At 71.2% G+C, this 26,060-nt stretch carries 23 protein-coding genes and 1 tRNA gene; 11 read left to right on the top strand and 13 right to left on the bottom strand.

The features are described from left to right. The first annotated feature begins 2 nt into the window (after positions 1-2). Together OG293_RS27665 and OG293_RS27660 are read left to right on the top strand one after the other, a co-directional pair. Positions 3-914 carry an ABC transporter ATP-binding protein gene (locus tag OG293_RS27665; protein ID WP_406001492.1) on the top strand — a complete coding sequence of 304 codons (912 nt, stop codon included), beginning with the start codon at positions 3-5 and terminating at the stop codon, positions 912-914. Then, entirely contained in the window at positions 914-1,630 is a 717-nt protein-coding gene (locus OG293_RS27660) for an ABC transporter ATP-binding protein (RefSeq protein ID WP_406001491.1), read from the top strand. Before OG293_RS27665 ends, OG293_RS27660 begins: the two co-directional genes overlap by 1 nt. Before the next feature lie 110 nt (positions 1,631-1,740). On the opposite strand, the gene OG293_RS27655 is transcribed toward OG293_RS27660, so the two are convergent. After that, on the bottom strand, positions 1,741-2,394 hold the full coding sequence (locus OG293_RS27655; protein WP_406001490.1) for an ANTAR domain-containing response regulator: 654 nt from the start codon (positions 2,392-2,394) through the stop codon (positions 1,741-1,743). 96 nt (positions 2,395-2,490) lie between these two features. Here OG293_RS27655 and OG293_RS27650 point away from each other — a divergent pair. Together OG293_RS27650 and OG293_RS27645 are read left to right on the top strand one after the other, a co-directional pair. Further along, positions 2,491-2,565 (top strand) — tRNA-Leu (locus OG293_RS27650). Positions 2,566-2,674: 109 nt separating this feature from the next. Further along, positions 2,675-3,457 (top strand): transcriptional regulator, encoded by a 783-nt coding sequence (locus OG293_RS27645; RefSeq protein ID WP_406001489.1) that lies wholly within the window; start codon positions 2,675-2,677, stop codon positions 3,455-3,457. 29 nt (positions 3,458-3,486) lie between these two features. Here the strand turns inward: OG293_RS27645 and pyk are convergent, their stop codons facing one another. The 7 genes from pyk to OG293_RS27610 form a co-directional block, all read right to left on the bottom strand. Beyond that, a complete protein-coding gene (gene pyk, locus OG293_RS27640) occupies positions 3,487-4,920 on the bottom strand; it encodes a pyruvate kinase (protein WP_406001488.1) in 1,434 nt (477 codons plus the stop codon). 146 nt (positions 4,921-5,066) lie between these two features. Then, a complete protein-coding gene (locus tag OG293_RS27635; RefSeq protein WP_406001487.1) occupies positions 5,067-5,780 on the bottom strand; it encodes an SIMPL domain-containing protein in 714 nt (237 codons plus the stop codon). Between the two features lie 199 nt (positions 5,781-5,979). Continuing rightward, on the bottom strand, positions 5,980-7,392 hold the full coding sequence (locus tag OG293_RS27630) for a lysine N(6)-hydroxylase/L-ornithine N(5)-oxygenase family protein (protein WP_406001486.1): 1,413 nt from the start codon (positions 7,390-7,392) through the stop codon (positions 5,980-5,982). Further along, positions 7,389-8,765, bottom strand: coding sequence for a pyridoxal phosphate-dependent decarboxylase family protein (locus tag OG293_RS27625; RefSeq protein WP_406001485.1), 1,377 nt, complete (start codon positions 8,763-8,765; stop codon positions 7,389-7,391). The genes OG293_RS27630 and OG293_RS27625 overlap by 4 nt, the downstream gene beginning before the upstream one ends. 297 nt (positions 8,766-9,062) lie before the next feature. Then, on the bottom strand, positions 9,063-11,552 hold the full coding sequence (gene pepN / locus OG293_RS27620) for an aminopeptidase N (RefSeq protein ID WP_406001484.1): 2,490 nt from the start codon (positions 11,550-11,552) through the stop codon (positions 9,063-9,065). 201 nt (positions 11,553-11,753) lie between these two features. After that, positions 11,754-12,080 (bottom strand): chorismate mutase, encoded by a 327-nt coding sequence (locus OG293_RS27615; protein ID WP_406001483.1) that lies wholly within the window; start codon positions 12,078-12,080, stop codon positions 11,754-11,756. A 34-nt stretch (positions 12,081-12,114) separates the two neighbouring features. Next, positions 12,115-12,993: a helix-turn-helix domain-containing protein gene (locus OG293_RS27610; protein ID WP_406001482.1), complete on the bottom strand. Its 879-nt coding sequence runs from the start codon at positions 12,991-12,993 to the stop codon at positions 12,115-12,117. A gap of 149 nt (positions 12,994-13,142) precedes the next feature. On the opposite strand from OG293_RS27610, the gene OG293_RS27605 reads away from it, so the two are divergent. Next, positions 13,143-14,927, top strand: a complete 1,785-nt coding sequence (locus OG293_RS27605) for a glycoside hydrolase family 35 protein (RefSeq protein WP_406001481.1) — start codon at positions 13,143-13,145, stop codon at positions 14,925-14,927. An 86-nt stretch (positions 14,928-15,013) separates the two neighbouring features. On the opposite strand, the gene OG293_RS27600 is transcribed toward OG293_RS27605, so the two are convergent. Continuing rightward, a complete protein-coding gene (locus OG293_RS27600; protein WP_406001480.1) occupies positions 15,014-15,790 on the bottom strand; it encodes a S1 family peptidase in 777 nt (258 codons plus the stop codon). 219 nt (positions 15,791-16,009) lie between these two features. Here OG293_RS27600 and OG293_RS27595 point away from each other — a divergent pair, with 219 nt between their 5' ends. After that, positions 16,010-16,915 (top strand): hypothetical protein, encoded by a 906-nt coding sequence (locus tag OG293_RS27595; RefSeq protein ID WP_406003729.1) that lies wholly within the window; start codon positions 16,010-16,012, stop codon positions 16,913-16,915. 23 nt (positions 16,916-16,938) lie between these two features. Next, positions 16,939-18,447, top strand: a complete 1,509-nt coding sequence (locus OG293_RS27590) for an ankyrin repeat domain-containing protein (RefSeq protein WP_406001479.1) — start codon at positions 16,939-16,941, stop codon at positions 18,445-18,447. Positions 18,448-18,607: 160 nt separating this feature from the next. Here OG293_RS27590 and OG293_RS27585 read toward each other — a convergent pair whose 3' ends face one another. Both OG293_RS27585 and OG293_RS27580 read right to left on the bottom strand, forming a co-directional pair. Further along, positions 18,608-19,495: an SDR family oxidoreductase gene (locus OG293_RS27585; protein ID WP_406001478.1), complete on the bottom strand. Its 888-nt coding sequence runs from the start codon at positions 19,493-19,495 to the stop codon at positions 18,608-18,610. 1 nt (position 19,496) lies between these two features. After that, positions 19,497-20,354, bottom strand: a complete 858-nt coding sequence (locus OG293_RS27580; protein ID WP_406001477.1) for an SDR family oxidoreductase — start codon at positions 20,352-20,354, stop codon at positions 19,497-19,499. Positions 20,355-20,410: 56 nt separating this feature from the next. Between OG293_RS27580 and OG293_RS27575 the strand changes: the two genes are divergently transcribed. Genes OG293_RS27575 through OG293_RS27560 form a run of 4 tightly spaced genes read left to right on the top strand, consistent with a single transcriptional unit; the run spans position 20,411 to position 23,791 of the window. Then, complete coding sequence (locus OG293_RS27575) at positions 20,411-21,160, top strand: enoyl-CoA hydratase family protein (protein WP_406001476.1); 750 nt, start codon at positions 20,411-20,413, stop codon at positions 21,158-21,160. Then, a complete protein-coding gene (locus tag OG293_RS27570) occupies positions 21,157-22,008 on the top strand; it encodes a CoA transferase subunit A (protein ID WP_406001475.1) in 852 nt (283 codons plus the stop codon). The genes OG293_RS27575 and OG293_RS27570 overlap by 4 nt, the downstream gene beginning before the upstream one ends. Continuing rightward, positions 22,005-22,721 (top strand): CoA-transferase subunit beta, encoded by a 717-nt coding sequence (locus OG293_RS27565; RefSeq protein ID WP_406001474.1) that lies wholly within the window; start codon positions 22,005-22,007, stop codon positions 22,719-22,721. The genes OG293_RS27570 and OG293_RS27565 overlap by 4 nt, the downstream gene beginning before the upstream one ends. Next, positions 22,721-23,791, top strand: a complete 1,071-nt coding sequence (locus OG293_RS27560) for an NAD(P)H-dependent flavin oxidoreductase (RefSeq protein WP_406001473.1) — start codon at positions 22,721-22,723, stop codon at positions 23,789-23,791. Before OG293_RS27565 ends, OG293_RS27560 begins: the two co-directional genes overlap by 1 nt. Positions 23,792-24,015: 224 nt before the next feature. Here OG293_RS27560 and OG293_RS27555 read toward each other — a convergent pair whose 3' ends face one another. Next, positions 24,016-25,599, bottom strand: a complete 1,584-nt coding sequence (locus OG293_RS27555; RefSeq protein ID WP_406001472.1) for a DEAD/DEAH box helicase — start codon at positions 25,597-25,599, stop codon at positions 24,016-24,018. A gap of 92 nt (positions 25,600-25,691) precedes the next feature. Then, a complete protein-coding gene (locus OG293_RS27550; RefSeq protein WP_003969786.1) occupies positions 25,692-25,895 on the bottom strand; it encodes a cold-shock protein in 204 nt (67 codons plus the stop codon). Positions 25,896-26,060 lie beyond the last annotated feature (165 nt).

Raw genomic sequence — 26,060 nt, 5'->3', positions numbered from 1 at the left:
CCATGACCACCGACACCACGACGAAGGGCACCTCCCCGGCCGTCACGCCCGGCGAGACCGTCCTCGACGCCCGCGGCGTCACGATGCGGTTCGGCGGCCTCACCGCTGTCCGCTCGGTCGACCTCACCGTCAACAGCGGCGAGATCGTCGGCCTCATCGGCCCCAACGGCGCCGGGAAGACCACGTTCTTCAACTGCCTCACCGGTCTCTACATCCCGACCGAGGGCGAGGTGCGCTACAAGGGCAACGTCCTGCCCGCCAAGTCCTTCAAGGTCACGGCGGCCGGCATCGCCCGTACGTTCCAGAACATCCGGCTCTTCGCCAACATGACCGTTCTGGAGAACGTGCTCGTCGGACGCCACACCCGCACCAAGGAGGGCCTCTGGTCCGCCCTGCTGCGCGGTCCCGGCTTCCACAAGGCCGAGGCCAAGTCCCGGGCCCGCGCCATGGAGCTCCTGGAGTTCATCGGACTCGCGGACAAGGCCGAGCACCTCTCGCGCAACCTGCCCTACGGTGAGCAGCGCAAGCTGGAAATCGCCCGTGCCCTCGCCAGCGAGCCCGGCCTGCTGCTGCTCGACGAGCCCACCGCGGGCATGAACCCGCAGGAGACGCGAGCCACCGAGGAACTGGTCTTCGCCATCCGCGACATGGGCATCGCCGTTCTCGTCATCGAGCACGACATGCGCTTCATCTTCAACCTCTGCGACCGGGTCGCCGTACTCGTCCAGGGCGAGAAGCTCATCGAGGGCGACAGCGACACCGTCCAGGGCGACGAGCGTGTCATCGCCGCCTACCTGGGCGAGCCGTTCGAGGGCGCCCCCGGTGACGAGGAGGTCGCAGAAGTGGAAGCGGCCGAAACCGGCGCAGCGAGGTCCACCGGACCCGCCGAGTCCGCCAGCAAGGAGAACGACTGATGACCGCACTTCTCGAAGTCGAGGACCTGCGCGTCGCCTACGGCAAGATCGAGGCCGTCAAGGGCATCTCGTTCAAGGTCGAGGCCGGCGAGGTCGTGACCCTGATCGGCACCAACGGCGCCGGCAAGACCACCACGCTGCGCACCCTCTCGGGCCTGATCAAGCCGCTCACCGGTCAGATCAAGTTCAACGGCAAGTCCCTCAAGAAGGTCCCGGCCCACGAGGTCGTCTCCCTCGGACTCGCCCACTCCCCCGAGGGCCGGCACATCTTCCCCCGCATGTCCATCGAGGACAATCTGCGGCTCGGCGCCTTCCTCCGCAAGGACACCGAGGGCATCGCCAAGGACATCCAGCGCGCCTACGACCTCTTCCCCATCCTGGGCGAGCGTCGCAAGCAGGCCGCAGGCACGCTGTCCGGCGGTGAGCAGCAGATGCTCGCGATGGGCCGGGCGCTGATGTCCCAGCCCAAGCTGCTCATGCTCGACGAGCCCTCCATGGGTCTCTCCCCGATCATGATGCAGAAGATCATGGCGACGATCGTCGAGCTCAAGGCCCAGGGCACCACGATTCTGCTCGTCGAGCAGAACGCCCAGGCAGCGCTCTCGCTCGCCGACCATGGGCATGTGATGGAGATCGGCAGCATCGTGCTCTCCGGCACGGGCCGGGATCTGCTCCACGACGAGTCCGTCCGCAAGGCGTACCTCGGCGAGGACTGAGCCACGGCAGTGCGAAGTGCCCGCACCCCGAGACCGGGGTGCGGGCACTTCGCCGTGTCCGCATGCGGGCGGCGGCCTTCGTCCCTCCGGGCGGGGGCCGTTCGCCGTGCCTACTGGCCCTTCGCGGCCTTCTTCTCCTCGGCGTCCTCGATGACGGCCTCCGCGACCTGCTGCATCGACAGCCGCCGGTCCATCGACGTCTTCTGGATCCAGCGGAACGCGGCCGGCTCGCTGAGTCCGTACTGCGTCTGGAGAATGCTCTTCGCCCGGTCGACGAGCTTGCGCGTCTCCAGTCGCTGCGAGAGGTCCGCGACCTCCTGCTCCAGCGCCTTCAGCTCGGTGAAGCGCGAGACCGCCATCTCGATGGCGGGCACCACGTCACTCTTGCTGAACGGCTTCACCAGATACGCCATGGCACCGGCGTCCCGGGCCCGCTCGACGAGGTCGCGCTGCGAGAACGCGGTCAGCATCAGGACGGGCGCGATGGACTCCTCGGCAATCCTCTCGGCCGCGGAGATCCCGTCCAGGACGGGCATCTTCACATCGAGAATGACCAGGTCGGGGCGGTGCTCACGGGCGAGCTCGACGGCGCGCTGACCGTCTCCGGCCTCGCCGACGACCGCATAGCCCTCTTCCTCCAGCATCTCTTTGAGGTCGAGCCGGATGAGGGCCTCGTCCTCGGCGATCACGACGCGGGTGGTCAGTGGAGGGACGTGCGACTTGTCGTCGTCGGCGACGGGCTGGGGCGAGTCGGGGGCGGTCACGGGAGCTCCTCGTTCAAGGCAGTTGCTGCTACATGAGCCTACCCAGCTCCTGTAAGGTGGTGAGCCACGGGTCGCGCTTGACCCTCCCTTTCTAAGGCCCCAGTACTCCAACTGGTCAGAGAGGCCGCTCTCAAACAGCGGACAGTGTGGGTTCGAATCCCACCTGGGGCACTTTTCCTTCTTTTCCAAGGTCACCCCGGAAACGGCGGAGTTCACGTGAACGTGTGAACGCATCGCCCTTCTGCACCAGGGCGGCCGGGTTTCGACAAGGCTCGGCCGCATGTACGACGTTGAAACGCGCAAGCTCGCGCTTGCTCTCGTCGCCCAAGGCCGGAGCCTCAACTCGGTCAGCAAACACACAGGTATATCGCGGGCTGCGATCCGCGAATGGCAGACCCGGATCGAGCCCCTGCCGCGCATGCTCAGCCAATCCGCCCCCTGCCCGAGATGCCTTCCCGCTCCAGAAGTCCCCGCTGATACCCCCAAGTACGCCTACTTGCTGGGCCTCTACCTCGGCGACGGGTGCATAAGCCCCCATCCGCGCACCGGCTACTACCTGCGCGTCGCGTGCGCCCACGTCTGGCCGGGGCTGATCAACGAGTGCCGCATCGCCATCACGTCCGTCCTCCCCGGGAGCCGGGTTTGCATCCTGCAGCAGCAGGGATGTGTGGCGGTCACCAGTTACAGCCGGCACTGGCCATGTCTTTTCCCACAGCATGGCCCCGGAAAGAAGCACGAACGACTCATCGCCCTCGAAGCCTGGCAGCAACAGATCGTGGACGCGCACCCCTGGGAGTTCATTCGCGGGCTGATCCACTCCGACGGCTGCCGGAACATGAACTGGACCACCCGCCTGGTCGGCGGAGAGGTGAAGCGCTACGAATACCCGCGGTACTGGTTCACCAATGTCTCCGACGACATCAGGCGGCTCTACACCGACACCCTGGACAAGCTCGGAGTCGAGTGGAAGCACTGCACGCGGGCCGGGAGGCCGCACAACATCTCCGTCGCCAGGCGCGCCTCCGTCGCACTCATGGACAGCCACGTCGGGCCGAAGTACTGATCCGCGCACCGTACCTCGGCCCGTCCCTATTACTTGGGAGCGTCGTCCTCACCGATGTGGTGCACACGCACCAGGTTGGTGGAGCCCGCGACTCCGGGCGGGGAGCCGGCGGTGATCACCACGATGTCGCCCTTCTTGCAGCGGCCGATCTTCAGCAGCTCCTCGTCGACCTGGGCGACCATGGCGTCGGTGGAGTCGACGTGCGGGCCGAGGAACGTTTCCACTCCCCACGTGAGGTTGAGCTGCGAGCGGGTGGCCGCGTCCGGGGTGAACGCCAGCAGCGGGATCGGCGAGCGGTAGCGCGACAGTCGCTTCACGGTGTCGCCGGACTGTGTGAAGGCGACCAGGAACTTCGCGCCCAGGAAGTCGCCCATCTCAGCGGCCGCGCGGGCCACGGCGCCGCCCTGCGTACGGGGCTTGTTGCGCTCGGTCAGCGGCGGCAGGCCCTTGGCGAGGACGTCCTCCTCGGCCGCCTCGACGATGCGGCCCATCGTCTTCACCGTCTCAACGGGGTACTTCCCGACGCTCGTCTCGCCCGAGAGCATGACCGCGTCGGTGCCGTCGATCACGGCGTTGGCGACGTCGGACGCCTCGGCGCGCGTGGGACGCGAGTTGTCGATCATCGAGTCGAGCATCTGCGTCGCCACGATGACCGGCTTGGCGTTGCGCTTGGCGAGCTTGATCGCCCGCTTCTGGACGATCGGCACCTGCTCCAGCGGCATTTCGACGCCGAGGTCGCCGCGGGCGACCATGATCCCGTCGAACGCGGCCACGATGTCGTCGATGTTCTCGACGGCCTGCGGCTTCTCGATCTTGGCGATCACGGGAAGGCGACGGCCCTCCTCGTCCATGACGCGGTGCACGTCCTCGATGTCGCGTCCGCTGCGCACGAACGACAGCGCGATGACGTCCGCGCCGATGCGCAGGGCCCAGCGGAGGTCTTCGATGTCCTTCTCGGACAGTGCGGGGACGGAGACGGCGACGCCGGGGAGGTTGAGGCCCTTGTGGTCGGAGACCATGCCGCCCTCGATGACGGTGGTGCGGACCCGGGGACCGTCGACCGCGGTCACTTCCAGACAGACCTTGCCGTCGTCGACGAGGATGCGCTCACCGGTGGTCACATCGCCGGCGAGACCGGCGTACGTGGTGCCGCAGGTGTGACGGTCGCCCGCGGTCTCCTCGACGGTGATGGTGAATTCATCCCCGCGTTCAAGCAGTACGGGGCCTTCCTGGAAGCGGCCCAGGCGGATCTTCGGACCTTGAAGGTCGGCGAGGATGCCGACGCTGCGGCCCGATTCGTCGGACGCTTTGCGAACGCGCTGGTAGCGCTCCTCGTGCTCGGCGTACGTGCCGTGGCTGAGGTTGAAGCGGGCGACGTCCATTCCGGCCTCGACCAATGCCTTGATCTGGTCGTATGAGTCGGTGGCGGGCCCAAGAGTACAGACGATTTTTGCTCGGCGCATGGTTCGAGCCTAGGGCTTACCGGTGGGTAGAGAATTCGTCCAGCATGACCACTCAACAACCTTTGCGTGAAGGGTTATTGACAAGTGTTGAATTGTGCACGGGGGTGCTCCGATGAGCATTCTCGGCCGTCGGAGCACCCCTGCGTCTAGAGCACCGGCGGGGTCATCGTGAAGCGGGCGTTGACCTGGGCGTACACGGTCTGACGTTGCGGTTCGAGGTCCAGCGCCGGGGCCATCTCAGCGTTTTCCGTACCGCCGTACGCCGCCATGCGCATCGCACCGGGGGCCTGGGGCATTCCATACGCAACGGCGTTCTCCGCGCCGAGATCCGCCAGTTCGACCAGCGCGGCGAGCCGCGCGCCCAGCGCCTCGGCGTACTCGCGCGCTCGCTGCACCGCTTCCTTCACCGCCTGGCGGCGGGCCTCTCCATGGGCGGGCGAGTCCGGGCGCAGCGCCCACCAGGGGCCGTCGACGCGGGTCAGTTCCAGATCGGCGAGCCGGGTGGTGAGTTCGCCGAGCGCGGTGAAGTCGCCGAGCTCGGCGGTGATGTGGACGCGGCCCATGTACGCGCGGACGCGTTCGCCGCGGCCGTGGCGGGTGAGCTCGGGGGTGATGGAGAAGGCTCCGGTCTCCAGTTTCTCCACGGATTCGCCGTACGACTTGATCAGGTCCAGGACCGCGGAGTTGCGCCGGGTGAGGTCCTCCAGCGCGCTGCGCCGGTCGGTGCCCCGCGCGCTGACCGTGACGCCGATCCTGGCGATCTCCGGGTCGAATTCCAGCCGCGCCTCTCCGCGCACGGCGACCCGCGGGGTCTCGGGGGTTCCGTAGGGTGCGGCGGCGGTCGGTGCGTCGGTGGTCACTGCGGGGCTCCCTCGTGCGTCCGGTCGTCGTGCACCCACTCTCCCATTCGCCCGCGGCAACCGGCGGACACCGGATGGAAACGCGCGAGGGGGTGTTGCGGGAGGGTGCTCCCGCGCCAGGATCTACGCGCGTTGTCGGGACGGTGTGCCCGTCTTCCAGGTGTCCTGACCTGGGACGGTCCGGTGTGCCGCGAGGCGTTCAGAGTCCCTGGGCGAGGGGTGTCAGTTCCAGCGCCTGCCCGGGGATGGTGGTCGCCTCGCGGCGTTCGAGACCGAAGCTGGTGAAGGCGGTGCGCCGGGGCAGCGGGTAGGGCTCCTTGCCGGTGAGGGAGTTGAGGATGCTCGCCGCGCGCCACGCCGCGAGGCCGAGGTCGGGCGCGCCGACACCGTGGGTGTGCCGCTCGGCGTTCTGTACGTACACCGAGCCGGTCACCAACTCGTCCGTGATCAGGCGGAACCGCTCGTCGATGCGGGGCCGTCCGCCCGCGTCGCGGCGCAGATACGGGTCGAGGCCGGCCAGCATGCGCTCCAGCGGCCGCTCGCGGTAGCCGGTGGCGAGGACCACGGCGTCGGTGGTCATCCGGGAGCGGGTGCCCTGCTGGATGTGCTCCAGATGCAGTTCGACCTTGGTGGTGGCGACCCGCCCGGCGGTACGGACGCTCACCCCCGGTGTGAGGACGGCGTCGGGCCAGCCGCCGTGGAGCATGCGGCGGTAGAGCTCGTCGTGGATGGCGGCGATCGTGTCGGTGTCGATGCCCTTGTGGAGCTGCCACTGGCGCGGGACCAGTGCGTCGCGGGTCTGCTCGGGCAGTGCGTGGAAGTAGCGGGTGTAGTCCGGGGTGAAGTGTTCCAGGCCGAGCTTGGAGTACTCCATCGGCGCGAAGGCTTCCGTACGGGCCAGCCAGTGGATCCTCTCGGCCCCGGCCGGGCGGGCCCTGAGCAGGTCGAGGAAGACCTCGGCGCCGGACTGGCCCGAGCCGATGACGGTGATGTGCCCGGCGGCCAGCAGGCGGTCGCGGTGGTCGAGATAGTCGGCGGAGTGGATGACCGGGACGGTGGGAGCCTCGACGAGCGGCTTGAGGGGCTCCGGGACGTACGGCTCGGTCCCGACACCGAGCGCGATGTTGCGGGTGTACGCCCGGCCGAGGGCCTCCGCCTCGCCCGCGGCGTCGAGCTGGGCGAAGTCGACCTCGAACAGGGCCCGTTCCCCGTTCCAGTGGACGGCGTCGATCTGATGGCCGAAGTGCAGCCCGGGGAGGCTGTCGCTGACCCAGCGGCAGTAGTCGTCGTACTCGGCGCGGTGGATGTGGAACCGCTCGGCGAAGTAGAAGGGGAAGAGCCGGTCCCGGGCGCGGAGGTAGCTCAGGAAGGTCCAGGGGCTGGCCGGGTCGGCGAGGGTCACCAGGTCTGCCAGGAAGGGGACTTGGAGAGTGGCGCCCTCGATCAGCAGGCCCGGGTGCCAGGTGAAGGAGCGGCGCTGCTCGTAGAAGGTCGCGGCCAGACCTCCGGGGACGCCGTCGGCGAGTGCGGCGAGGGCGAGGTTGAAGGGGCCGATGCCGATGCCCACGAGGTCGTGGGGCTGGTCCAGTTCGGTTGCGGGCGTGGCGGTCATCGCGGGGTGCTGCCTTCCACGAGTGCGATCAGGGCTTCCAGGTCACCGGGGGTGGCGTGGGGGTTGAGAAGCGTGGCCTTGAGCCAGAGGCGTCCGTCCGCCCGGGCCCGGCCGAGCACGGCGGAGCCTTCGTCGAGGAGGGTGCGGCGGATGGCCGCGGTCTCCTCATCGGTGGCCACGACGGGGCGGAAGAGGACGGTGGTCATGGTGGGCCGCTCGTACAGCTCCAGGCCCGGATGCTCCGTGATCAGATCCGCGAGCCGCTGGGCGGTGGCGCAGGTGCGGTCGACGAGCGCGGCGAGGCCGGTGCGGCCCAGTGCGCGCAGGGTGACCGCGACCTTGAGGATGTCGGGGCGGCGGGTCGTCCGCAGGGAGCGGCCCAGCAGATCGGGCAGTCCCGCTTCGGTGTCGTCGTCGGCGTTGAGATAGTCGGCGGTGACGGCGAGCGGGGCGAGGCGGGCGCGGTCGGGTACGGCGAGCAGTCCGGCGGCGACCGGCTGCCAGCCCAGTTTGTGCAGGTCGAGGGCGACGGAGTGGGCGCGCTCCAGGCCGGCCAGCTTGGCTCTGTGTGCGGTGCTGAACAGCAGGGGGCCGCCGTAGGCGGCATCCACGTGCAGCTCCGCGCCGTGCCGCTCGCACAGAGCGGCGACATCGGCGAGTGGATCGATGCGCCCGGTGTCCGTGGTTCCGGCGGTCGCGGCGACGAGGAGGGGGCCGGGCAGATCCGTCAGGGCCTCGTCGAGCGCGGCGAGGTCGAGGGCGCCGGAAGGGGCGGGGACGGTCACCGGCTCGGGCAGGCCGAGCAGCCAGGCGGCGCGGCGCAGGGAGTGATGGGCGGCCGAACCGCAGAGCACCTGGACCGCGCCGTGGCGTTCCCTGGCGAGGAGCAGGCCGAGCTGGTTGGACTCGGTGCCGCCGGTGGTGATCAGGGCGTCGGGGTCGGGTCGCTGCGGATACACCTCGGCGGCGAGGGTCCTGCTGACCACGGCCTCCAGTTCGGAGGCCGCCGGGGCCTGGTCCCAGGAGTCGAGGGAGGGATTGAGCGCGGAAACGGCGAGGTCGGCGGCGACGGCGAGCGCGAGGGGTGAGGTGTGCAGATGGGCCGCGCAGCGCGGGTCCGCGGGGTCGGCGGCACCGAGCGCGAGGGTACGGACGAGGGTGCGCAGGGCCTCCTCGGCCCCGGTGCCGTCCTCGGGGAGGACGGGCTCGGCACTCTCGCGCACCAGCGCGGCGACGGCTTCGGGGCCGCCGACGGGGATCGGCCCGCCGCGCTCCGCCGCGCCGTCGTGCAGCGCGGCGAGCACGACGGCGAGCAGCGGCCGCAGGGCGTCGGGACCTTTGGTTCCTCCGGCGAGGGGCGGCGGCATGCTCATGCGGGTCCTTCGGTGAGCGCGGGGTGTCACACCAGGGTGAAAGGGGGACCCGTGGTGGGTGCCCGCGTTGCTCAACGATCCGGACCCGAAAGTGGTATTGCGTGGCGAGGGGCGGGGGTTGCGGTGGGGTGCGCGGGCGGGGCGGGTGGGGCCGCTGCGCGGGGCGTTCCCCTGCCCGCCCCTTCCCGAGCCGGGGCTCCGCCCCCGCACCCCGCTCCTCGATCGCCGGCGGGGCTTGATCGATCCGGCCCGTCCGGCGATCGAGGACACCGCCCGAAGGGCGGTCCGGGTCGTGGGTCAGGCCGTGCGGACCGAGAGCGCTCGGCGGAGGTCGTCCAGTTGGTCCGCCAGCTTGCGGCGGAGCGCCGGAAGCATGTCCGTGTCCCGCAGCCGGTCCTCGCCCAGTGCCAGCGCCTCCGCGTCCACCGCGTGCAGCGGAAAGGCGTAACGGCCCGCCGCTTCGGCGATCGCGGGGCCGCGGCGCGCGGCCAGCGCCACCGCGTCGGGGAAGTACCGCGGCACGTACTCCCGTACGAGATCGGCCTGTTCGGGCTGCCAGAAGCCCTGCGCCGTGGCGGTGAAGAGGTAGTTGGACAGCGTGTCCGTGGTGAACAGCCGCTGCCAGGCCGCCGCTTTAGCCTCCGGTGTGGGCAGCGCCGCACGGCAGCGCGCCGCGCCTTCCTGGCCGGTGGCGCTCGGGTCGCGGTCCAGCTCGGCGTCGATCGCCGACTCGTCGGTCGCGCCCAGGACGGCCAGGCGGTACAGGATGCGCCAGCGCAGCTCCGGGTCGAGCTCGGGGCCGCCGGGCACGCTTCCGTCGGCGAACCATTCCTGGAGGGTCTCGGGCTGCGAGGCCGCGTCGATGAAGTGACGTACGGCCGTCAGCCGCAGGCCCGGGTCGCTGCCGTCCTCGGTGCGGCGCAGCAGATCGCGGCAGACGGCGCGGAGCGTGCCGAGCGCGGCGGGCCGCCGGTCGGCCGGGAGGTAGCGGTCGGCGACCTGGTCGGCGGCGAAGGTGAGAACACCCTGGACGACGGCGAGATCCGATTCGTGGGGAAGGTGGGCGCGGGCGGCCTCCAGGTAGGCGGTGGGGGCCAGTTCGCCGTCGCGGACCATGTCGCGGGCGGCGTTCCACACGACGGCGCGGGTCAGCGGGTCCGGGATGCCGGAGAGGGAACGTACGGCCGTGTCCCAGGAGGTGGCGTCCAGACGGACTTTGGCGTAGCTGGCGTCGCCGTCGTTGAGGACGACGAGGGCCGGGCGGCGGCCGGGCCGGGGGCCGCTGCCGTTCTGTGGGACGTCCATGTCGAGCCGGTCGCGGAGCACGAGCCTGCCGGGGGCGACCGGATCGGCGTCGTACGCGCCGACGGCGATGCGGTGCGGGCGGCTGCCGTCGCGGGCGACGGTGAGCGTCCACGTGCCCCCGGACTCGGCGACGGTCGGGGTGAGGGTGTCCACGCCGGTCGTCCGCAGCCAGGAGTCGGCCCATGCGTGCACATCACGGTCGGTGGCGCCCGCGAGGGAGTCGATGAAGTCGGCGAGGGTGGCGTTGCCGAACTTGTGCCGGGCGAAGTGGGTGTTGATGCCGGCCAGGAAGTCCTTCTCGCCCAGCCAGGTCACCAGCTGGCGCAGGGCGGACGCGCCCTTGGCGTACGAGATGCCGTCGAAGTTGAGCATCGCGGACGAGGTGTCGGGGACGGCGTCGGGGTCGGGGGCGACCGGGTGCGTGGAGGGCCGCTGGTCGGCGTCGTAGCCCCAGGACTTGCGGCCGATGCCGAAGTCCACCCAGGTGTCGGTGAAACGGGTGGCCTCGGTCAGGGTCTGGTATCCCATGTACTCGGCGAAGGACTCGTTGAGCCAGATGTCGTCCCACCACTTGAGGGTGACGAGGTCGCCGAACCACATGTGGGCCATCTCGTGGGCGATGACCATGGCCCGGGTCTGCCGCTCGGTGTCGGTGACGGCCGAGCGGTAGATGAACTCGTCGCGGAAGGTGACCAGGCCCGGGTTCTCCATCGCCCCGGCGTTGAACTCGGGCACGAAGGCCTGGTCGTAGGAGTCGAAGGGGTACGGCTCCTCGAACTTCTCGTGGTACCGGTCGTAGCACTGACGGGTGATCTCAAGGATCTCCTCGGCGTCCGCGTCCAGGTACGGGGCGAGCGCGCGGCGGCAGTGGAGACCGAAGGGCAGTCCTGCGTGCTCGGTGCGCACGGAGTGCCAGGGGCCGGCGGCGACGGCGGCGAAGTAGGTGGCGAGCGGCGGGGTCGGGGCACAGGTCCAGGTGCCGTTCTCGCCCCGGGTGGCGACGCCGTTGCCGAGTACGGTCCAGCCCTCGGGGGCGGTGACGGAGAGTTCGAAGACGGCCTTGAGGTCGGGCTGGTCGAAGGCGGCGAAGACGCGCTGGACATCTTCCATGAACATCTGGGTGTAGACGTACGTCTCGCCGTCGCTGGGGTCGGTGAAGCGGTGCATGCCCTCGCCGGTGCGGGAGTAGCGCATGTCCGCCTCGACGCGCAGCTCGTGGTCGCCGGCGCTCAGGCCGGTCAGCGCCAGCCGGTTCTCGACCAGCGACTCCGGATCGAGGGGCTGCCCGTCGAGGGTGACGGAGCGCAGCACGGCCGGCTTGAGCTCGACGAACGTGTCCCCGGCGACGCGCGCCGTGAAGTGGATCACGGTCCGGGAGTCGAAGGTCTCTTCGCCGGTGGTGAGGTCGAGGTCGATCGTGTAGCGATGGACGTCGAGGAGCTGGGCTCGGGTCTGCGCTTCGTCGCGCGTCAGTACGGACATGGGATCCATGCTGCCCGATGGTGCCCGTCCCGCACACGGGGGATCGGTTCCGCTGTCAGCGCACGCGGTGCACGCATCGGCGCCTGCGCCGGGGGGTGTTCGCGCCCCTGTCCGGTGCCGCGGCCCCGGGCGGGGTGCCGCGCGCCGATGTGCTCGGCCGCGTCCGCGAGCGCCGGGCGCCGGGTTCCGGGCGCCGGGTGATCAGGCGCCGGGCGCGGCGGACGGCCCATCCGCGATCTGCTCGTGGTGGCGGATCACCTCGGCGATGATGAAGTTCAGCAGCTTCTCCGCGAAGGCCGGGTCCAGTTTGGCGCTCTCCGCGAGCTGCCGCAGGCGCTCGATCTGCCGGGACTCACGGTCCGGGTCGGCAGGCGGCAGATGGTGCTCGGCCTTGAGGTGGCCGACCTGCTGGGTGCATTTGAAGCGCTCGGCGAGCATATGGACGACCGCCGCGTCGATGTTGTCGATGCTCTCGCGCAGACGGTTCAGTTCGGCGCGCACACTCTCGTCGATGTCCCTCGTGGTCATGGTCATCGAGCTTACGTGGAGCGGTGGGCGCCGATCACGTCGCGATGGTCGGGGGGTGCTCGGGGTCCGGGATCCGGTTGCTCCAGCCGCCGGGGACGGCGCGGCCCTGCTGCTCACGGAAGCGGACGGGTGCCGTGCCGACACGGCGGGTGAACAGCCGGGAGAAGTAGGCGGGGTCCTCGTAGCCGACGCGGCGGGCGACGGCGGCGACGGGCAGTTCGGTGGCAGCGAGGAGTTCCTTGGCCCGGCCGAGGCGGATGCCCAGGAGGTAGTCCTTGGGGCTGCAGCCGGCGCTCCGGCGGACGGCGGCGCGCAGTTCCGCCGGGGTCATGCCGTGGCGCGCCGCGTGCTCGGCCACGGAGAGCGCCAGGAAGGCGTCACGGGCCAGTGCGCCGAGCACCGGGTCGCCGTCGGCGTTGGTGTCGGTACGGGCCCGGCGCAGGGCGACGAGCAGTTCGTGCACGGCCGCGCCCGTCTCGACCTCCAGGAGAGGATTGCCGTGGCGTGCGGCGCGGGCGATGCGGCCGACGGCGGCGCGGGCCCCGGCCGCGTCGGAGAGGGGGACGACGGGCCGCTCGGGCTCTATGTAGCCCAGTTCGGTGTACGTGGCGGTGGCGGGTCCGGTGAAGTCGACGAAGCCCTCGTCCCAGCCACCGGCCGGATCCGGGCCGTAGTGGTGGGGGACGCCGGGCGTCAGCCAGATCAGGGCGGGCGCGGTGACGGTGGTGCGGCGCCCGTCGGTGCCGCGGAACCAGCCGCTGCCCGCGCTGATCACGACGGCGACGTGGTGGTCGAGGGTGCGGGGTCCGACGGCGGGCAGCGAGCCGTGCTGAAGGCCTACGCCGAGGCAGGCGAGACCGAGGCGGTGATGGACCGGACTGGGGGTGAAATAGCGCATCCAGGTGTGGTACATCCGTTTTCGCTCCTTCCCCGGGCTCCGCGCACCCTCGGCCTCCGAGCACCGAGTTGCGTCCAAACACCGCCGATCTTTGTCCATGGACCGGCCCGCCGCCAGGGGGCGAGGGTTGGCCTCGGAAGGTGACCGGGCGAGGGGCGGGGACCGTGACTGGGTTCACTGTGGGTGACGAGGACTTCCTGAGGGACGGGCGGCCCGTACGGCTGCTGTCCGGGGCTCTGCACTACTTCCGGGTGCACGAGGAGCAGTGGGACCATCGGCTGGCGATGCTGCGGGCCATGGGCCTCAACTGCGTCGAGACCTACGTACCGTGGAATCTCCACGAGCCGGAGCCCGGCCGCTACGACGACGCGGACGCGCTCGGCCGCTTCCTGGACGCGGCGCACGCGGCGGGACTGATGGCGATCGTGCGGCCGGGCCCGTACATCTGCGCCGAGTGGGAGAACGGCGGGCTTCCGCACTGGCTGACCGGCAGGCTCGGGCGGCGGGTGCGCACGGAGGACGCGGAGTATCTGGGGCATGTGGAGCGCTGGTTCACCCGGCTGCTGCCGCAGGTCGCGGAACGCCAGTACGGCTCCCGGGGCGGCGGCCCGGTGATCATGGTGCAGGTCGAGAACGAGTACGGCAGCTACGGCAGCGACCAGGTCTATCTGCGCCACCTCGCCGACCTGCTGCGCGGCTGCGGAGTGACCGTGCCGCTGTTCACCTCGGACGGGCCCGAGGACCACATGCTGACCGGCGGCTCGGTGCCGGGGGTGCTCGCGACCGCCAACTTCGGTTCGGGGGCGCGTGAGGCGTTCGGGACACTGCGCCGCCACCGGCCCGAGGGGCCGCTGATGTGCATGGAGTTCTGGTGCGGCTGGTTCGACCACTGGGGCGGGGACCATGTCGTACGAGATCCGCGGGACGCCGCCGCCGCCCTGCGGGACGTCCTGGAGTGCGGCGCGTCGGTCAACATCTACATGGCGCACGGCGGCACGAACTTCGCCGGCTGGGCCGGCGCGAACCGGGGTGGCGGGGCCCGGCACATGGGAGAACTCCTGCCCGATGTCACGTCGTACGACTACGACGCGCCGATCGACGAACAGGGCCGGCCGACCGAGAAGTTCTGGCTGTTCCGGGAGGTGCTCGCGCGGTACGGGGACGGGCCGCTGCCGGAACTGCCGCCCGCGCCCGCCGCGCTGGGCGCGCCGGTGCGGGCCGAGCTCCCCCGGTGGGCGCCGCTGGAGGAGGTGCTGGACACGCTCGGTGACGAGGAGAGCGAGGCGCCCGTCCCGCCGACGTTCGAGGAACTCGGCGTGGACCGGGGTCTGGTCCGCTACCGGATGAGGGTGCCGGGCCCGCGGCAGCCGTATCCGCTGAGTGTGGACGGGCTCCGGGACCGGGCGGTCGTGTACGTCGACGGCGTACGCGCCGGTGTGCTCAGCGAGGGCCACGCGGAGCTGGACGCGCCGGTCGCGGGTCCCGCGGAGGTCGAGCTGTGGGTGGAGTCGCTGGGGCGGGTGAACTACGGGCCGCGGACGGGAGAGCCGAAGGGCATCGCGGGCGGTGTGCTCCACGAGCGCCAGTATCTGCACGGTGTACGGGCCCAGGGCCTGCGGCTGGCCGCCTTCGAGGCGTCGGCGGTCGACAAGGTCCCGTTCCGCGCCGCACCGGCGGGTGCGGCTCCCGGCGGCGCGGCGGGACTGTACGGCGGGACGCTCGACGTGGCCCAGCCGGGCGACGCGTCGCTCGAACTGCCCGGCTGGATCCGGGGGTTCGTGTGGGTGAACGGCTTCTGCCTGGGCCGCTACTGGTCGGCGGGGCCGCAGGGCACGCTGTACGTACCCGGACCGGTCCTGCGCGAGGGCGCGAACGAGGTGTGGGTGCTGGAGCTGGAAGGGGCGGGAGCGGGGGCGGCGGTCTGTCTGCGCCCACCCGCCCCCGCCTGATGTGGACCGGGGCTCCGCCCCGGGACCCGCGCCTGGGCCGGACAGGGGTCCGAGGCGCGTGCGGGTCCCGGGGCGGAGTTCAGCTGCTACAGTCCGGCCGCCGCTGACTTGATGGCGGCGGCGAACGTGGACACCTCGGTGTAGACACCCGGGTAGTTGGGCCGTGCGCAGCCCTCGCCCCAGCTCACGATGCCGACCTGGATCCACGCGTTGTTGTTGTCCTTGCGGAACATCGGGCCGCCGGAGTCACCCTGGCAGGTGTCGACACCACCCTGCTGGAACCCGGCGCAGATCTCCTCGCCGGAGACGAGCTCGGGGTACGCCTGCTTGCAGCCGGCGTCGGAGACGAAGGGCACGGTGGCCTTGCGGAGGTAGCGCTGCTGGCCACCACCCTCGGTGGCCGCGCCCCAGCCGGCGACCGTGAAGGTGCCGCTGTCGTACGCCTTGGTGTCGGCGATCTTCAGCAGGGGCAGGTCGATCGGCTGGGCGAGCTTGATGAGTGCCCAGTCCTTGCCCGTGCCGTTGTAGCCGGGGGCCTGGAGGACCTTGGTCGACTTGACCTTGATGGCGCTGGAGCTCTGCAGGTCGACGACGCCCGCGGTCGCGGTGATGCTGGTGTTGGCGCCCGACCCGTTCACACAGTGGGCGGCGGTCAGGACGATGTCCTTGGCGTACAGCGCACCGCCACAGCCCATGGAGAGCCGGACCATGAAGGGGAACTCGCCCTGGGCGGCGCGGGTCCCGCCGACGACGGGCGGTGTGGCGGCCGAGGCCGACGAGGAGGGCTGGAGGCTGATCGCCGCGAGGACGACGGCGCCGGCGGCGGCGCATCTCTGCAGCGCGCGCACGATCTTCTTCTTCAACGGACTGCCTTTCGTGGGGGGTTGAGAGGTACGCCGCGCCGGGTCCGCGTCACACCGAGCATCGAATGACATGGGCCCGACAAAGCGTGATCCGGATTATGGAGAGTGGATCACCGCTCCACAAGGCGCAGTTTTCGGCCATCGCCACCAGTGAGGTTCGCCGTCGGCTCCCCGTAGAGTTGGGTGGGGCCGACCGTCGTGCAGGGGGTACGGGACGTGGTGACGAAAGACAGCGAGGTCGTGCACGGCTATCCGCACCTCGACACCGTGCGGGCCGCGATCACCGCGCTGCACAGACGGCTCTCGCCCGAGGGCGTGCGCTCCTACGCGCCGAGCGTGCTGCCGGGCGACGTGGCCTTCGCCGACCAGGACGACCTGCATCTCGGCGCGCAGCGCGTCGCCCGCGCCCTGGTCCAGCATCTGCGCCTGCCGGACGCCCGGATGATCGTGAGCTTCCGCGAGATGGAGCACGCGGCGAGCGTCGAACTCACCGCGGGCCCGGAGTACTTCATCGAGCTGAACGACCGCTTCCGAGCCCACCGCAGGGACATCGGCGCGGCCCTGGCCCACGAGATCATGCATGTGCTGCTGCACAGGCTCGACCTCTCGTTCCCGGGCACCCGCGACAACGAGATCCTCACCGACACCGCGACGACCTATCTGGGCGCGGGCTGGCTGCTGCTGGACGCCTTCCGGCAGGACGACGTCTCACGCCAGAAGCTGGGCTACCTCACCCCCGAGGAGTTCGGGTACGTCCTCGCCAAACGGGCGATCGCCTTCGACGAGGACCCCTCCGCCTGGTTCACCAGCCCGCAGGGCTACACGGCCTACACCAAGGGCCGGGCCGAGGCGCTGCACGACGCCCGGCAGCCGCCGCTCACCGCCGCCGGCTGGTCCGGCCGCCACCGCTACGCCAAGGACCGGCGATACGCCCGGGAACACCCGGGGGCCGCCGCCCACCACCCGGACGCCGCGCCGTCGGCGTACGCCTTCGAACACGGGCCGGACGGGCTGCTCGTCTGTTTCCCGTGCCCCACCTGCCATCAGCGCATCCGCGTCCCGGTGCGCGGGCGGGTGCGGGCGCGCTGCGGGCTCTGCCGCACGATTCTCGAATGCGACACCTGACCGATCTTCCGTAGGCTCGAAGCATGACGAAAGAGCCGACGACGGACGTCCGCGCACTCTTCGAGGCGGTGTACGGCGGCGCGGACGACGCCGTCGTACGGCTGCTGAGGGCCCAGACCCCCGCGGACGCGACCGACGAGGACGGGCAGACGCCGCTCTACCGTGCGGCGGTGAGCGACGAAGTGGGCATTGTGCGGCTGCTGCTGGCGGCGGGCGCCGACCCCGGGCGGGCCAGCGGCCCCGAGGCCGGGGATCTGCCGCTGTGCGGAGCCGCCGTCGGTGGGCACACCGAGGTCGTGCGGGCCCTGCTGGCGGCGGGCGCGCTGCCCGATCAGCAGGAGGCATTCGGCTTCACCGCGCTGCGCTGGGCAGTGACGCTGGGACACGCGGCGACCGCGGAGGCGCTGCTCGAACACGGCGCCGACCCCGATCTGCCGGGACCGGGCGGTGAGGCCCCGCTGGTACTCGCGGCCCGCCGCGGCTCCCCCTCGACGGTGCGCGCGCTGCTGCGGCACGGCGCCACGGCGAAGGAGGAAGCGCTGGCGGAGGCCCGGGAGTGGCTCGCCCGGGACGTGGAGCAGGAACTGCGCGACGGACTGCTCCAGGCGTTCGGGAGGGACGGCGAGTGCGAGGCAGTGGTTCGCCGGGTCGAGGAGGACGGCGGGGTGACCGTCATCGTGGAGCTGCTGCGGGAGGGCGCGCCGACCGCGGGCAACGAGCAGCAGACCGGGCACGCGGCGATCGTCACCCTGCTCGAAAGCGACGTGGGGATCAAGACGCCCTATGCGGAACTGGCCGCACGAGCGCTGAGCTGCGGCGATCCGGACCAGGACGACTGGGTCGAGGCCGTGATGGCACTGTGGGCCCGCGGCGACGAGGAGACCTTCCAGGCGGCGGCCGCGTGGTGCGCCAGCGACGATCCGATGCGGCAGGCGTTCGCGGCGGATGTGCTGGCGCAACTGGGCGTCGGGGAGGAGGGCTTGCAGCCCTTCTCCGCGCGTGCGCTGCCGCTGCTGCGCGAGCTGTCCCGCGAGGCGCGGGAGCCGGAACTGATCCAGGCGGTCGTCCTCGGGCTCGGGCACCACGGTGATCCCTCCGCGCTGCCGGAGATCCTGCGGCACGCCCGGCATCCTGACGCCGACGTGCGCAACCAGGTGGCGCTCTCGCTGTTCGGGCTCGTACCCGCCGGCCACGCGGAGGGCATCGCGACGCTGATCGAGCTGAGCCGGGACACGGACGCCCATGTCAGGGACTGGGCGACCACGGCGCTCGCGGATCTCGACGCCGACACCGAGGAGATCCGCGAGGCGCTGGCGGCGCGGCTGACGGACGGGGACATGGACACGGCGGCAGAGGCGGCCCGGGGCCTGGCGATTCGTCAGGACTCGCGCGCGGAGGCGGCCCTGGCCCGGATTCTTGCCGACGGGGCCCCGGACGGGTATGCCCGCGAGGCGGCGGCCGAGGCGGTCGGCCACATAAGGGACGCGAAGCTCAGGCGCAGGCTGGAACGGACGGCACCGAGGCACCGCTGAGGGGGCGGGCGGCGGAGAGGGCGGCGGCCGGGGCAGGACAGCCGCCGGCCGGGACAGGGCCAGGGCCAGGGACCAGGGCAGAGGCAGGGGCGGGGTACGGGAGCGGGCCCGACCGCCCCGCCGCGGGCACCGCCGAGCGGTGCAGCTCGGGAATCCGCCCTCAGCGAGCCCCGTAGACCTGCCCCGGCGGCTCGGCGTCCGCCAGCAGCTTCAGCGCCGCCTCGCCCGCCTCCGCCGGAGTCCAGCGCGCCCCCTTGTCGATGCCGGGGCCCGGCCGCCACCCCTCCATGACGGTGATACGGCCCGCCTCCGCCTCGAAGACCCGGCCCGTCACGCCCGCACCGGCCGCCGACCCCAGCCAGACGACGAGCGGTGAGACATCCTCGGGCAGGGCGGCGAGGGAGGCGAAGGTCTCCTCGGTCATCCGTGTGCGGGCCGCCGGAGCTACGGCGTTGACCTGGACGCCGTACCGGCCCATCTCGGCGGCCGCGACGAGCGTCAGACCGACGATCCCCGCCTTGGCGGCCGCGTAGTTGCCCTGTCCGACGCTGCCCAGGAGCCCGGCTCCGGAGGTGGTGTTGACCACCCGGGCCGCGACCGGCGCTCCCGCCTTCGCCTCGGCGCGCCAGTGCGCCGCGGCATGCCTGAGCGGCAGGAAGTGGCCCTTCAGATGCACGCGCATCACCGCGTCCCAGTCGTCCTCGTCGAGATTGACGAGCATGCGGTCCCGCAGGAACCCGGCGTTGTTGACCAGGGTGTCGAGCCGCCCGTACGTCTCCAGCGCGACGGCGACGAGGGACGCCGCGCCCCGGCCCGTCGCGATGTCGCCGTCGTGCGCCACCGCGTCACCGCCGGCCGCCCTGATCTCCTCGACGACCTCACGGGCCGGGCCCGCCGACGCACCCGCGCCGTCCGGAGCGACCCCCAGGTCGTTGACGACGACCTTGGCCCCCTCGGCGGCGAACGCGAGGGCGTGGGCACGCCCGAGCCCCCGCCCGGCGCCCGTCACGATCACCACACGCCCCGCACAGATCCCGGTCCCGGTCATCTCATCTCTCCTTGTCCACAGCCGAGTTGTCGGCAGTCGGGTTGTCGCCGGTCGAGGCGTCAGCGGTCGAGGCGTCGGCGGTCGGGTTGTCCGCGGTCGAGGCGTCGGCGGTCGGGTTGTCCGCGGTCGAGGCGTCGAGGAAGGCGGGACGCTCCCCGCCCCCGTGCACCAGCAGCGAGGCGCCGCTCACATAGGCGGCCCGGTCCGAGGCGAGGAAGACGGCCGCGCCGCCGACCTCCGCCGGCTCGGCCAGCCGCCCCAGCGGGACCGTGCGGCCGACCGCCGCGACGCCCTCCGCGTCCCCGTAGTGCAGATGGGACAGCTCGGTGCGGACCATGCCGAGCACGAGGGTGTTCACCCGCACCTCGGGCGCCCATTCCACCGCCATGGAGCGGGCCAGACCCTCCAGTCCGGCCTTGGCTGCTCCGTACGCCGCCGTGCCCGGGGAGGGGCGGCAGCCGCTCACGCTGCCGATCATCACGATCGAGCCGCGGGAGGCCCTGAGGTGGTCGTGTGCGGCGAGCGACGCGGTCAGCGGCGCGACGAGATTGAGCTCGATCACCCGGGCATGGCGGACGGCGCCGCCGTCGCCGAGCAGTCGGTACGGCGTACCGCCCGCGTTGTTCACGAGGGTGTCCAGTCGGCCGTACCGGGCCGCGACCGAGTCGAAGAACTCCCCCACCGCCTCAGGATCGCGCAGCTCGACCGGTATGAAATCGGCTCCCGGGAGCGGCACTTCGGGTGGTCTGCGGGCACAGATCACCACCTGGGCGCCCGCCCGCAGGAACGCCCCGGCGATGCCTGCGCCGACACCGCGGGTACCGCCGGTCACGACGGCCACCCTCCCGTCCAGCTCCATCGGCTGCTACCTTCCTCACCTAACAAATGTTTGGTGGAAAGGTAGCTGATCCGCCCATGGGTGTCTCCACCGCACGCCCCGAGAAGGGCATCCGCGTCCTCACCGTCGACTTCCCGCCCGTCAACGCACTTCCCGTGCGGGGCTGGTACGACCTCGCCGACGCCCTGCGCACGTCCGGCCGCGACCCCGACGTCCGCTGTGTCGTCCTCGCCGCCGAGGGCCGCGGATTCAACGCGGGCGTCGACATCAAGGAAATGCAGCGCGACTCCGGCCACAGCGCGCTCATCGGCGCCAATCGCGGCTGCTACGAAGCCTTCGCCGCCGTCTACGAGTGCGAAGTGCCCGTCGTGGCGGCGGTGAACGGTTTCTGTCTGGGCGGCGGCATCGGCCTCGTCGGCAACGCGGACGTGATCGTCGCCTCCGACGACGCCGTCTTCGGACTTCCGGAGCTGGACCGGGGCGCACTCGGCGCGGCCACCCATCTCGCCCGGCTCGTCCCCCAGCATCTGATGCGCGCGCTGTACTACACCTCGCGCACCGCGACCGCACAGGAGTTGCACGCCCACGGCTCGGTCTGGAAGGTCGTCCCACGCGGCGAACTGGCCTGCGCCGCACTGGAGCTGGCGCGCGAGATCGCCCGGAAGGACGCTCTCCTCATCCGGCTGGCCAAGGCCGCCATCAACGGCATCGACCCCGTAGACGTACGCCGCAGCTACCGCTTCGAGCAGGGCTTCACCTTCGAGGCCAACCTCAGCGGCGTCGCCGACCGCGTCCGCGACAGCTTCGGGAAGGAACCGCAGCCGTGACCGACAAGACCATGACGCCCATGGACGTGGTGGGACGGCTGAGCAGCGGGATGACCCTCGGCATCGGCGGCTGGGGCTCGCGCCGCAAGCCGATGGCGCTGGTGCGAGCGCTGCTCCGCTCCGAGATCACCGATCTCACCGTCGTCTCCTACGGCGGCCCCGACGTCGGACTCCTCGCCGCCGCCGGGAAGATCCGGAAGCTCGTGGCGGCCTTCGCCACCCTCGATTCCATCCCGCTCGAACCCCACTTCCGCGCCGGCCGCGAACGCGGGGCGTTCGAGCTGACGGAGATCGACGAGGCGATGTTCATGTGGGGGCTGCACGCCGCCGCCAACCGGCTGCCGTTTCTGCCGGTCCGCGCCGGGATCGGCTCGGACGTGATGCGGGTCAACCCCGATCTGCGCACGGTGACGTCACCGTACGAGGACGGCGAGGAGTTCGTCGCCGTACCAGCGCTGAGGATGGATGCCGCACTCGTCCACCTCAACCGTGCCGACCGGTTCGGCAACGGCCAGTATCTGGGCCCCGACCCGTACTTCGACGATCTGTTCTGCGAGGCCGCCGACGCCGCATACCTGTCGTGCGAGCGCATCGTGGAGACCGCCGAACTCACCAAGGACGCGCCGCCGCAGTCCCTGCTGGTGTCGCGCCACAGCGTCACCGGTGTCGTCGAGACCCCGAACGGCGCGCACTTCACCTCGTGCGCCCCGGACTACGACCGGGACGAGCCCTTCCAGAAGCTGTATGCGACCACCCCCTGGCCCGAGTTCTCCGGGCGCTTCCTGTCCGGCGCAGCCGAGCGGGACTACCAGTCCGCCGTCCGGGCCTGGCACAAGGAGCAGCGGTGACCATCAGTCGTTCCGAGTACTGCGTGATCGCCTGCGCCGAGGCCTGGCGCGACAACGGCGAGGTGCTGGCCAGTCCCATGGGCCTGATCCCGGCGTTCGGGGCGCGGCTCGCCCGGCGCACGTTCTCGCCCGACCTGCTGCTGACCGACGGCGAAGCGATGCTGGTCGACTCGGACGGGGCGGTGGAGGGCTGGCTGCCGTACCGCAGGCATCTGGTCATGGTCACCGGTGGACGGCGGCACGTGATGATGGGCGCGAGCCAGATCGACCGCTTCGGCAACCAGAACATCTCCTGCATCGGCGACTGGGCACAGCCGAAGCGGCAGCTTCTCGGGGTGCGCGGAGCGCCCGTCAACACGCTGAACAACCCGGTCAGTTACTGGATTCCGCGGCATTCGCCGCGGGTCTTCGTCGAGCGCGTCGACATGGTGTGCGGGGTCGGCCACGACCGCGCCCGGGGCGCCCGCTACCACCGCATCCCCCGTGTCGTCTCCGACCTGGGTGTGTTCGACTTCGCGACCGAGGACCGCTCGATGCGGCTCGCGTCCATGCATCCGGGAGTCACGGTCGGGCAGATCGAGGAGGCCACGGGCTTCACGCTCACGATCCCGTCCGGCGTCCCCTACACCCGGGAGCCGACCGCCGCCGAACTGCGGCTGATCCGCGAGGTCATCGACCCAGGCGGGCTGCGCGAGCGCGAGGTGCGCGGCTGATGAAGACCGCGCTGACCGAGCTCACCGGCGTGCGGCACCCCGTCGTACAGACGGGCATGGGGTGGGTGGCCGGCCCCCGGCTGGTCTCGGCCACGGCGAACGCGGGCGCGCTCGGCATCCTCGCGTCCGCGACGATGACGGCCGACGAGCTGCGCGCGGCGGTCCGCGAGGTCTCCTTGCGCACGGACGCGCCCTTCGGTGTCAATCTCCGGGCGGACGCGGGCGATGCGCGTGAGCGCGTACGGATCATCATCGACGAAGGCGTGAAGGTGGCCTCCTTCGCCCTCGCCCCCTCACGCGAGCTGATCGCCGAGCTGAAGGACGCGGGCGTGATCGTGATCCCGTCGATCGGGGCCCGACGGCATGCGGAGAAGGTCGCCGCGTGGGGCGCGGACGCGGTGATCGTGCAGGGTGGCGAGGGCGGCGGTCACACGGGCGATGTCGCCACGACCGTGCTGCTTCCGCAGGTGGTGGACGCGGTCGGCATTCCGGTGATCGCCGCGGGCGGCTTCCACGATGGGCGGGGTCTGGTCGCCGCGCTGGCTTACGGGGCCGCGGGCATCGCCATGGGGACGCGGTTCCTGCTCACGTCCGACTCGACCGTGCCGGACGCGGTCAAGGCGAAGTATCTGGCCGCGACGGTCAAGGACGCCACCGTGACCAGCGCCGTCGACGGTCTGCCGCACAGGATGCTCCGTACGGAACTGGTCGACGCGCTGGAGCGGGCCGGCCGCGCGAGAAGACTGGCGCGGGCCGTCCGCCGGGCCGCCGGCTTCAGGAAGATCTCGGGGCTGTCCTGGCGGCGGATGATCGGCGACGGGCTGGCGATGAAACACGGCAGGGAGCTGACCTGGAGCCAGGTCCTGCTGGCCGCGAACACCCCGATGCTGCTGAGAGCGTCCATGGTCGAGGGCCGCACCGATCTGGGTGTGATGGCGTCCGGGCAGGTCGCGGGGCTGATCGAGGATCTGCCGAGCTGCGAGGAACTGATCGCGCGCGTGATGCGCGAGGCGGATCAGGTGCTGGGGCGGCTGGGGACTTCGCTCGGCATGAGCCCCTCCGGCGACTGAGGAACGGGGTCGGGCGGAGCACCGAAGTCCGGGCCGACCCGGGCCGACCCGGTCCGGCGTACGGCCGCCGTGCGGTAAGGCCCGGCCAGCGCCGTACGGCGAGGCGAGGCCGGTCCGCACCGTACGGCGACCAACGGGAAACGCTGGGGCCTCTCGTTTGGATCTTGCCGGGCTCGCGTGCCCTGGCACCGCGCACCGATCCGGCCTGATCCCAACGAAAGACCTCAGGCCGCGGTGCGGCGGCCGCCCTGAGCGCCACCGCGGGCGGGGCGGCTTCCCTGGCCGCCCTGTCCCTGGGCGGCCTGGCCCCCGCGTCGGCCACGGCTCCGGCCACCCCCACCGCCACTGCCGCCGCCCTGCGCACCACGGCCACCGCCACCGCCTTGCGCACCACGGCCACCGCCCTGTCCGGGCGTCTGGGCACGGCGGGTCCGCGGCGGACGCTGCTGCACGACCGGCTGCGGCACCTCGACGGTGACCGCGACACCGGAGGGCTCGCGCGCGCCGGTGATACGGCTGAGCTCCTCGTCGCTGGACTTGACCCGGGCGGTGTTGGGGCTGATGCCCGCGTCCGCCATCAGCCGGGTCATCTCACGCCGCTGCTCGGGGAGCACCAGCGTCACGACGCTGCCGGACTCGCCGGCCCGCGCGGTGCGGCCACCGCGGTGCAGATAGTCCTTGTGGTCGACGGGCGGGTCGACGTTCACGACCAGGTCGAGATCGTCGACATGGATGCCACGAGCCGCGACGTTGGTCGCTACCAGCGCGGTGACCTGCCCGTTCTTGAACTGGTCGAGGGTGCGGTTGCGCTGCGGCTGCGAGCGCCCGCCGTGCAGGGCGGCTGCCCGTACGCCGCTGGACAGCAGCCGCTTGGCGAAACGGTCGGCGGAGCGCTTGGTGTCGACGAACAGGATCACCCGGCCGTCGCGGGCGGCGATGCGGACGGCGACCGCCTTCTTGTCGGTCTCGTCCACGACGTGCAGCACATGGTGCTCCATCGTCGTGACCGCGCCGGCCGACGGGTCGACCGAGTGGACGACGGGGTCGGTGAGGAACATCCGCACGAGGCGGTCGATGTTCTTGTCCAGCGTCGCCGAGAACAGCATCCGCTGACCGTCCGCCTCGACCTGCTTGAGCAGGGCGGTGACCTGGGGCATGAAGCCCATGTCGGCCATCTGGTCGGCCTCGTCGAGGACGGTGATCGCCACCCGGTCGAGCATGCAGTCGCCGCGCTCTATGAGGTCCTTGAGCCGTCCGGGCGTGGCCACGAGCACCTCGGCGCCGCGCCGCAGCGTGCCGGCCTGCTTGCTGATGGACAGGCCGCCGACAACCGTGGCGATGCGCAGCTGGACTGAGGTGGCGTACGGGGCGAGGGCGTCGGTGACCTGCTGGGCGAGCTCACGCGTCGGTACGAGGACCAGCGCGAGCGGTGCCCTCGGCTCGGCGCGCCGGCCCGCCGTACGGGCGAGGAGCGCCAGCCCGAAGGCGAGCGTCTTTCCGGAGCCGGTACGCCCGCGGCCGAGGATGTCCCGGCCGGCCAGGGAGTTCGGCAGGGTCGCTGCCTGGATCGGGAAGGGCTCGGTGACGCCCTGCGCGACAAGGGTCTTCAGCAGGGCGGCCGGCATGTCGAGCTCGTCGAACGCCTGGACGGCGGGCAGCGCGGGGGTGATGGTCTCCGGCAGTGTGAACTCCTGCGGGGGCGCCGCCTTGCGGGCGGGAGCCTTTCCGGAGCCCTTCGCGGGGCTCTGGGCGCGGGAGTTGACCGGGCGCTTACGGGCGGGACGGGCCGGGCGTTCGGAGCGAGTCATGCGGATATTGCCTTCCTGGGCCTGTGGACAGCACAAGCCGGGGCCCGCACCACGACGGTGCGGGCCCCGGCTGCGAGAAACGCGTCCAGCAATTAGGCCGGGACGATGTTCTCCGCCTGCGGGCCCTTCTGGCCCTGCGTGACGTCGAACGAGACCTTCTGGCCTTCCTGGAGCTCACGGAAGCCCGAGGTGGCAATGTTGGAGTAGTGGGCGAAGACGTCGGCGCCGCCGCCGTCCTGCTCAATGAAGCCGAAGCCCTTTTCCGAGTTGAACCACTTCACGGTTCCAGTAGCCATGTCATTCTCCTAAAACGGGGCAAGCCGGAAACCCACACCTCGTGGATTCCCCGTTGTTGTTATTGAGCCCCATCCGGAGAACCGGAAACAATAATGTGCGCCTGAGGAAGCATTCCCGTCAGGCGCACATAAAGTTCATGGGTACCAAAACTGCAACGCAGTCAC

The organism is Streptomyces sp. NBC_00829 (genome assembly GCF_045161795.1).
GTDB lineage: Bacteria > Actinomycetota > Actinomycetes > Streptomycetales > Streptomycetaceae > Streptomyces.
The sequence above is the reverse complement of the archived record's forward strand: the minus strand, read 5'-3'. Positions and strand labels throughout refer to the sequence as shown.

What these genes read in the sequence shown, in the direction of transcription:
- OG293_RS27615 (WP_406001483.1), bottom strand. Translation starts at nt 12,080, where the DNA reads ATGACCACGAGGGACATCGACGAGAGTGTGCGCGCCGAACTGAACCGT.
- OG293_RS27560 (WP_406001473.1), top strand. Translation starts at nt 22,721, where the DNA reads ATGAAGACCGCGCTGACCGAGCTCACCGGCGTGCGGCACCCCGTCGTA.
- OG293_RS27580 (WP_406001477.1), bottom strand. Translation starts at nt 20,354, where the DNA reads ATGGAGCTGGACGGGAGGGTGGCCGTCGTGACCGGCGGTACCCGCGGT.
- OG293_RS27590 (WP_406001479.1), top strand. Translation starts at nt 16,939, where the DNA reads ATGACGAAAGAGCCGACGACGGACGTCCGCGCACTCTTCGAGGCGGTG.
- OG293_RS27665 (WP_406001492.1), top strand. Translation starts at nt 3, where the DNA reads ATGACCACCGACACCACGACGAAGGGCACCTCCCCGGCCGTCACGCCC.
- OG293_RS27550 (WP_003969786.1), bottom strand. Translation starts at nt 25,895, where the DNA reads ATGGCTACTGGAACCGTGAAGTGGTTCAACTCGGAAAAGGGCTTCGGC.
- OG293_RS27625 (WP_406001485.1), bottom strand. Translation starts at nt 8,765, where the DNA reads ATGAGCATGCCGCCGCCCCTCGCCGGAGGAACCAAAGGTCCCGACGCC.
- OG293_RS27585 (WP_406001478.1), bottom strand. Translation starts at nt 19,495, where the DNA reads ATGACCGGGACCGGGATCTGTGCGGGGCGTGTGGTGATCGTGACGGGC.
- OG293_RS27555 (WP_406001472.1), bottom strand. Translation starts at nt 25,599, where the DNA reads ATGACTCGCTCCGAACGCCCGGCCCGTCCCGCCCGTAAGCGCCCGGTC.
- OG293_RS27660 (WP_406001491.1), top strand. Translation starts at nt 914, where the DNA reads ATGACCGCACTTCTCGAAGTCGAGGACCTGCGCGTCGCCTACGGCAAG.
- pepN (WP_406001484.1), bottom strand. Translation starts at nt 11,552, where the DNA reads ATGTCCGTACTGACGCGCGACGAAGCGCAGACCCGAGCCCAGCTCCTC.
- OG293_RS27630 (WP_406001486.1), bottom strand. Translation starts at nt 7,392, where the DNA reads ATGACCGCCACGCCCGCAACCGAACTGGACCAGCCCCACGACCTCGTG.
- OG293_RS27575 (WP_406001476.1), top strand. Translation starts at nt 20,411, where the DNA reads ATGGGTGTCTCCACCGCACGCCCCGAGAAGGGCATCCGCGTCCTCACC.
- OG293_RS27610 (WP_406001482.1), bottom strand. Translation starts at nt 12,993, where the DNA reads ATGTACCACACCTGGATGCGCTATTTCACCCCCAGTCCGGTCCATCAC.
- pyk (WP_406001488.1), bottom strand. Translation starts at nt 4,920, where the DNA reads ATGCGCCGAGCAAAAATCGTCTGTACTCTTGGGCCCGCCACCGACTCA.
- OG293_RS27645 (WP_406001489.1), top strand. Translation starts at nt 2,675, where the DNA reads ATGTACGACGTTGAAACGCGCAAGCTCGCGCTTGCTCTCGTCGCCCAA.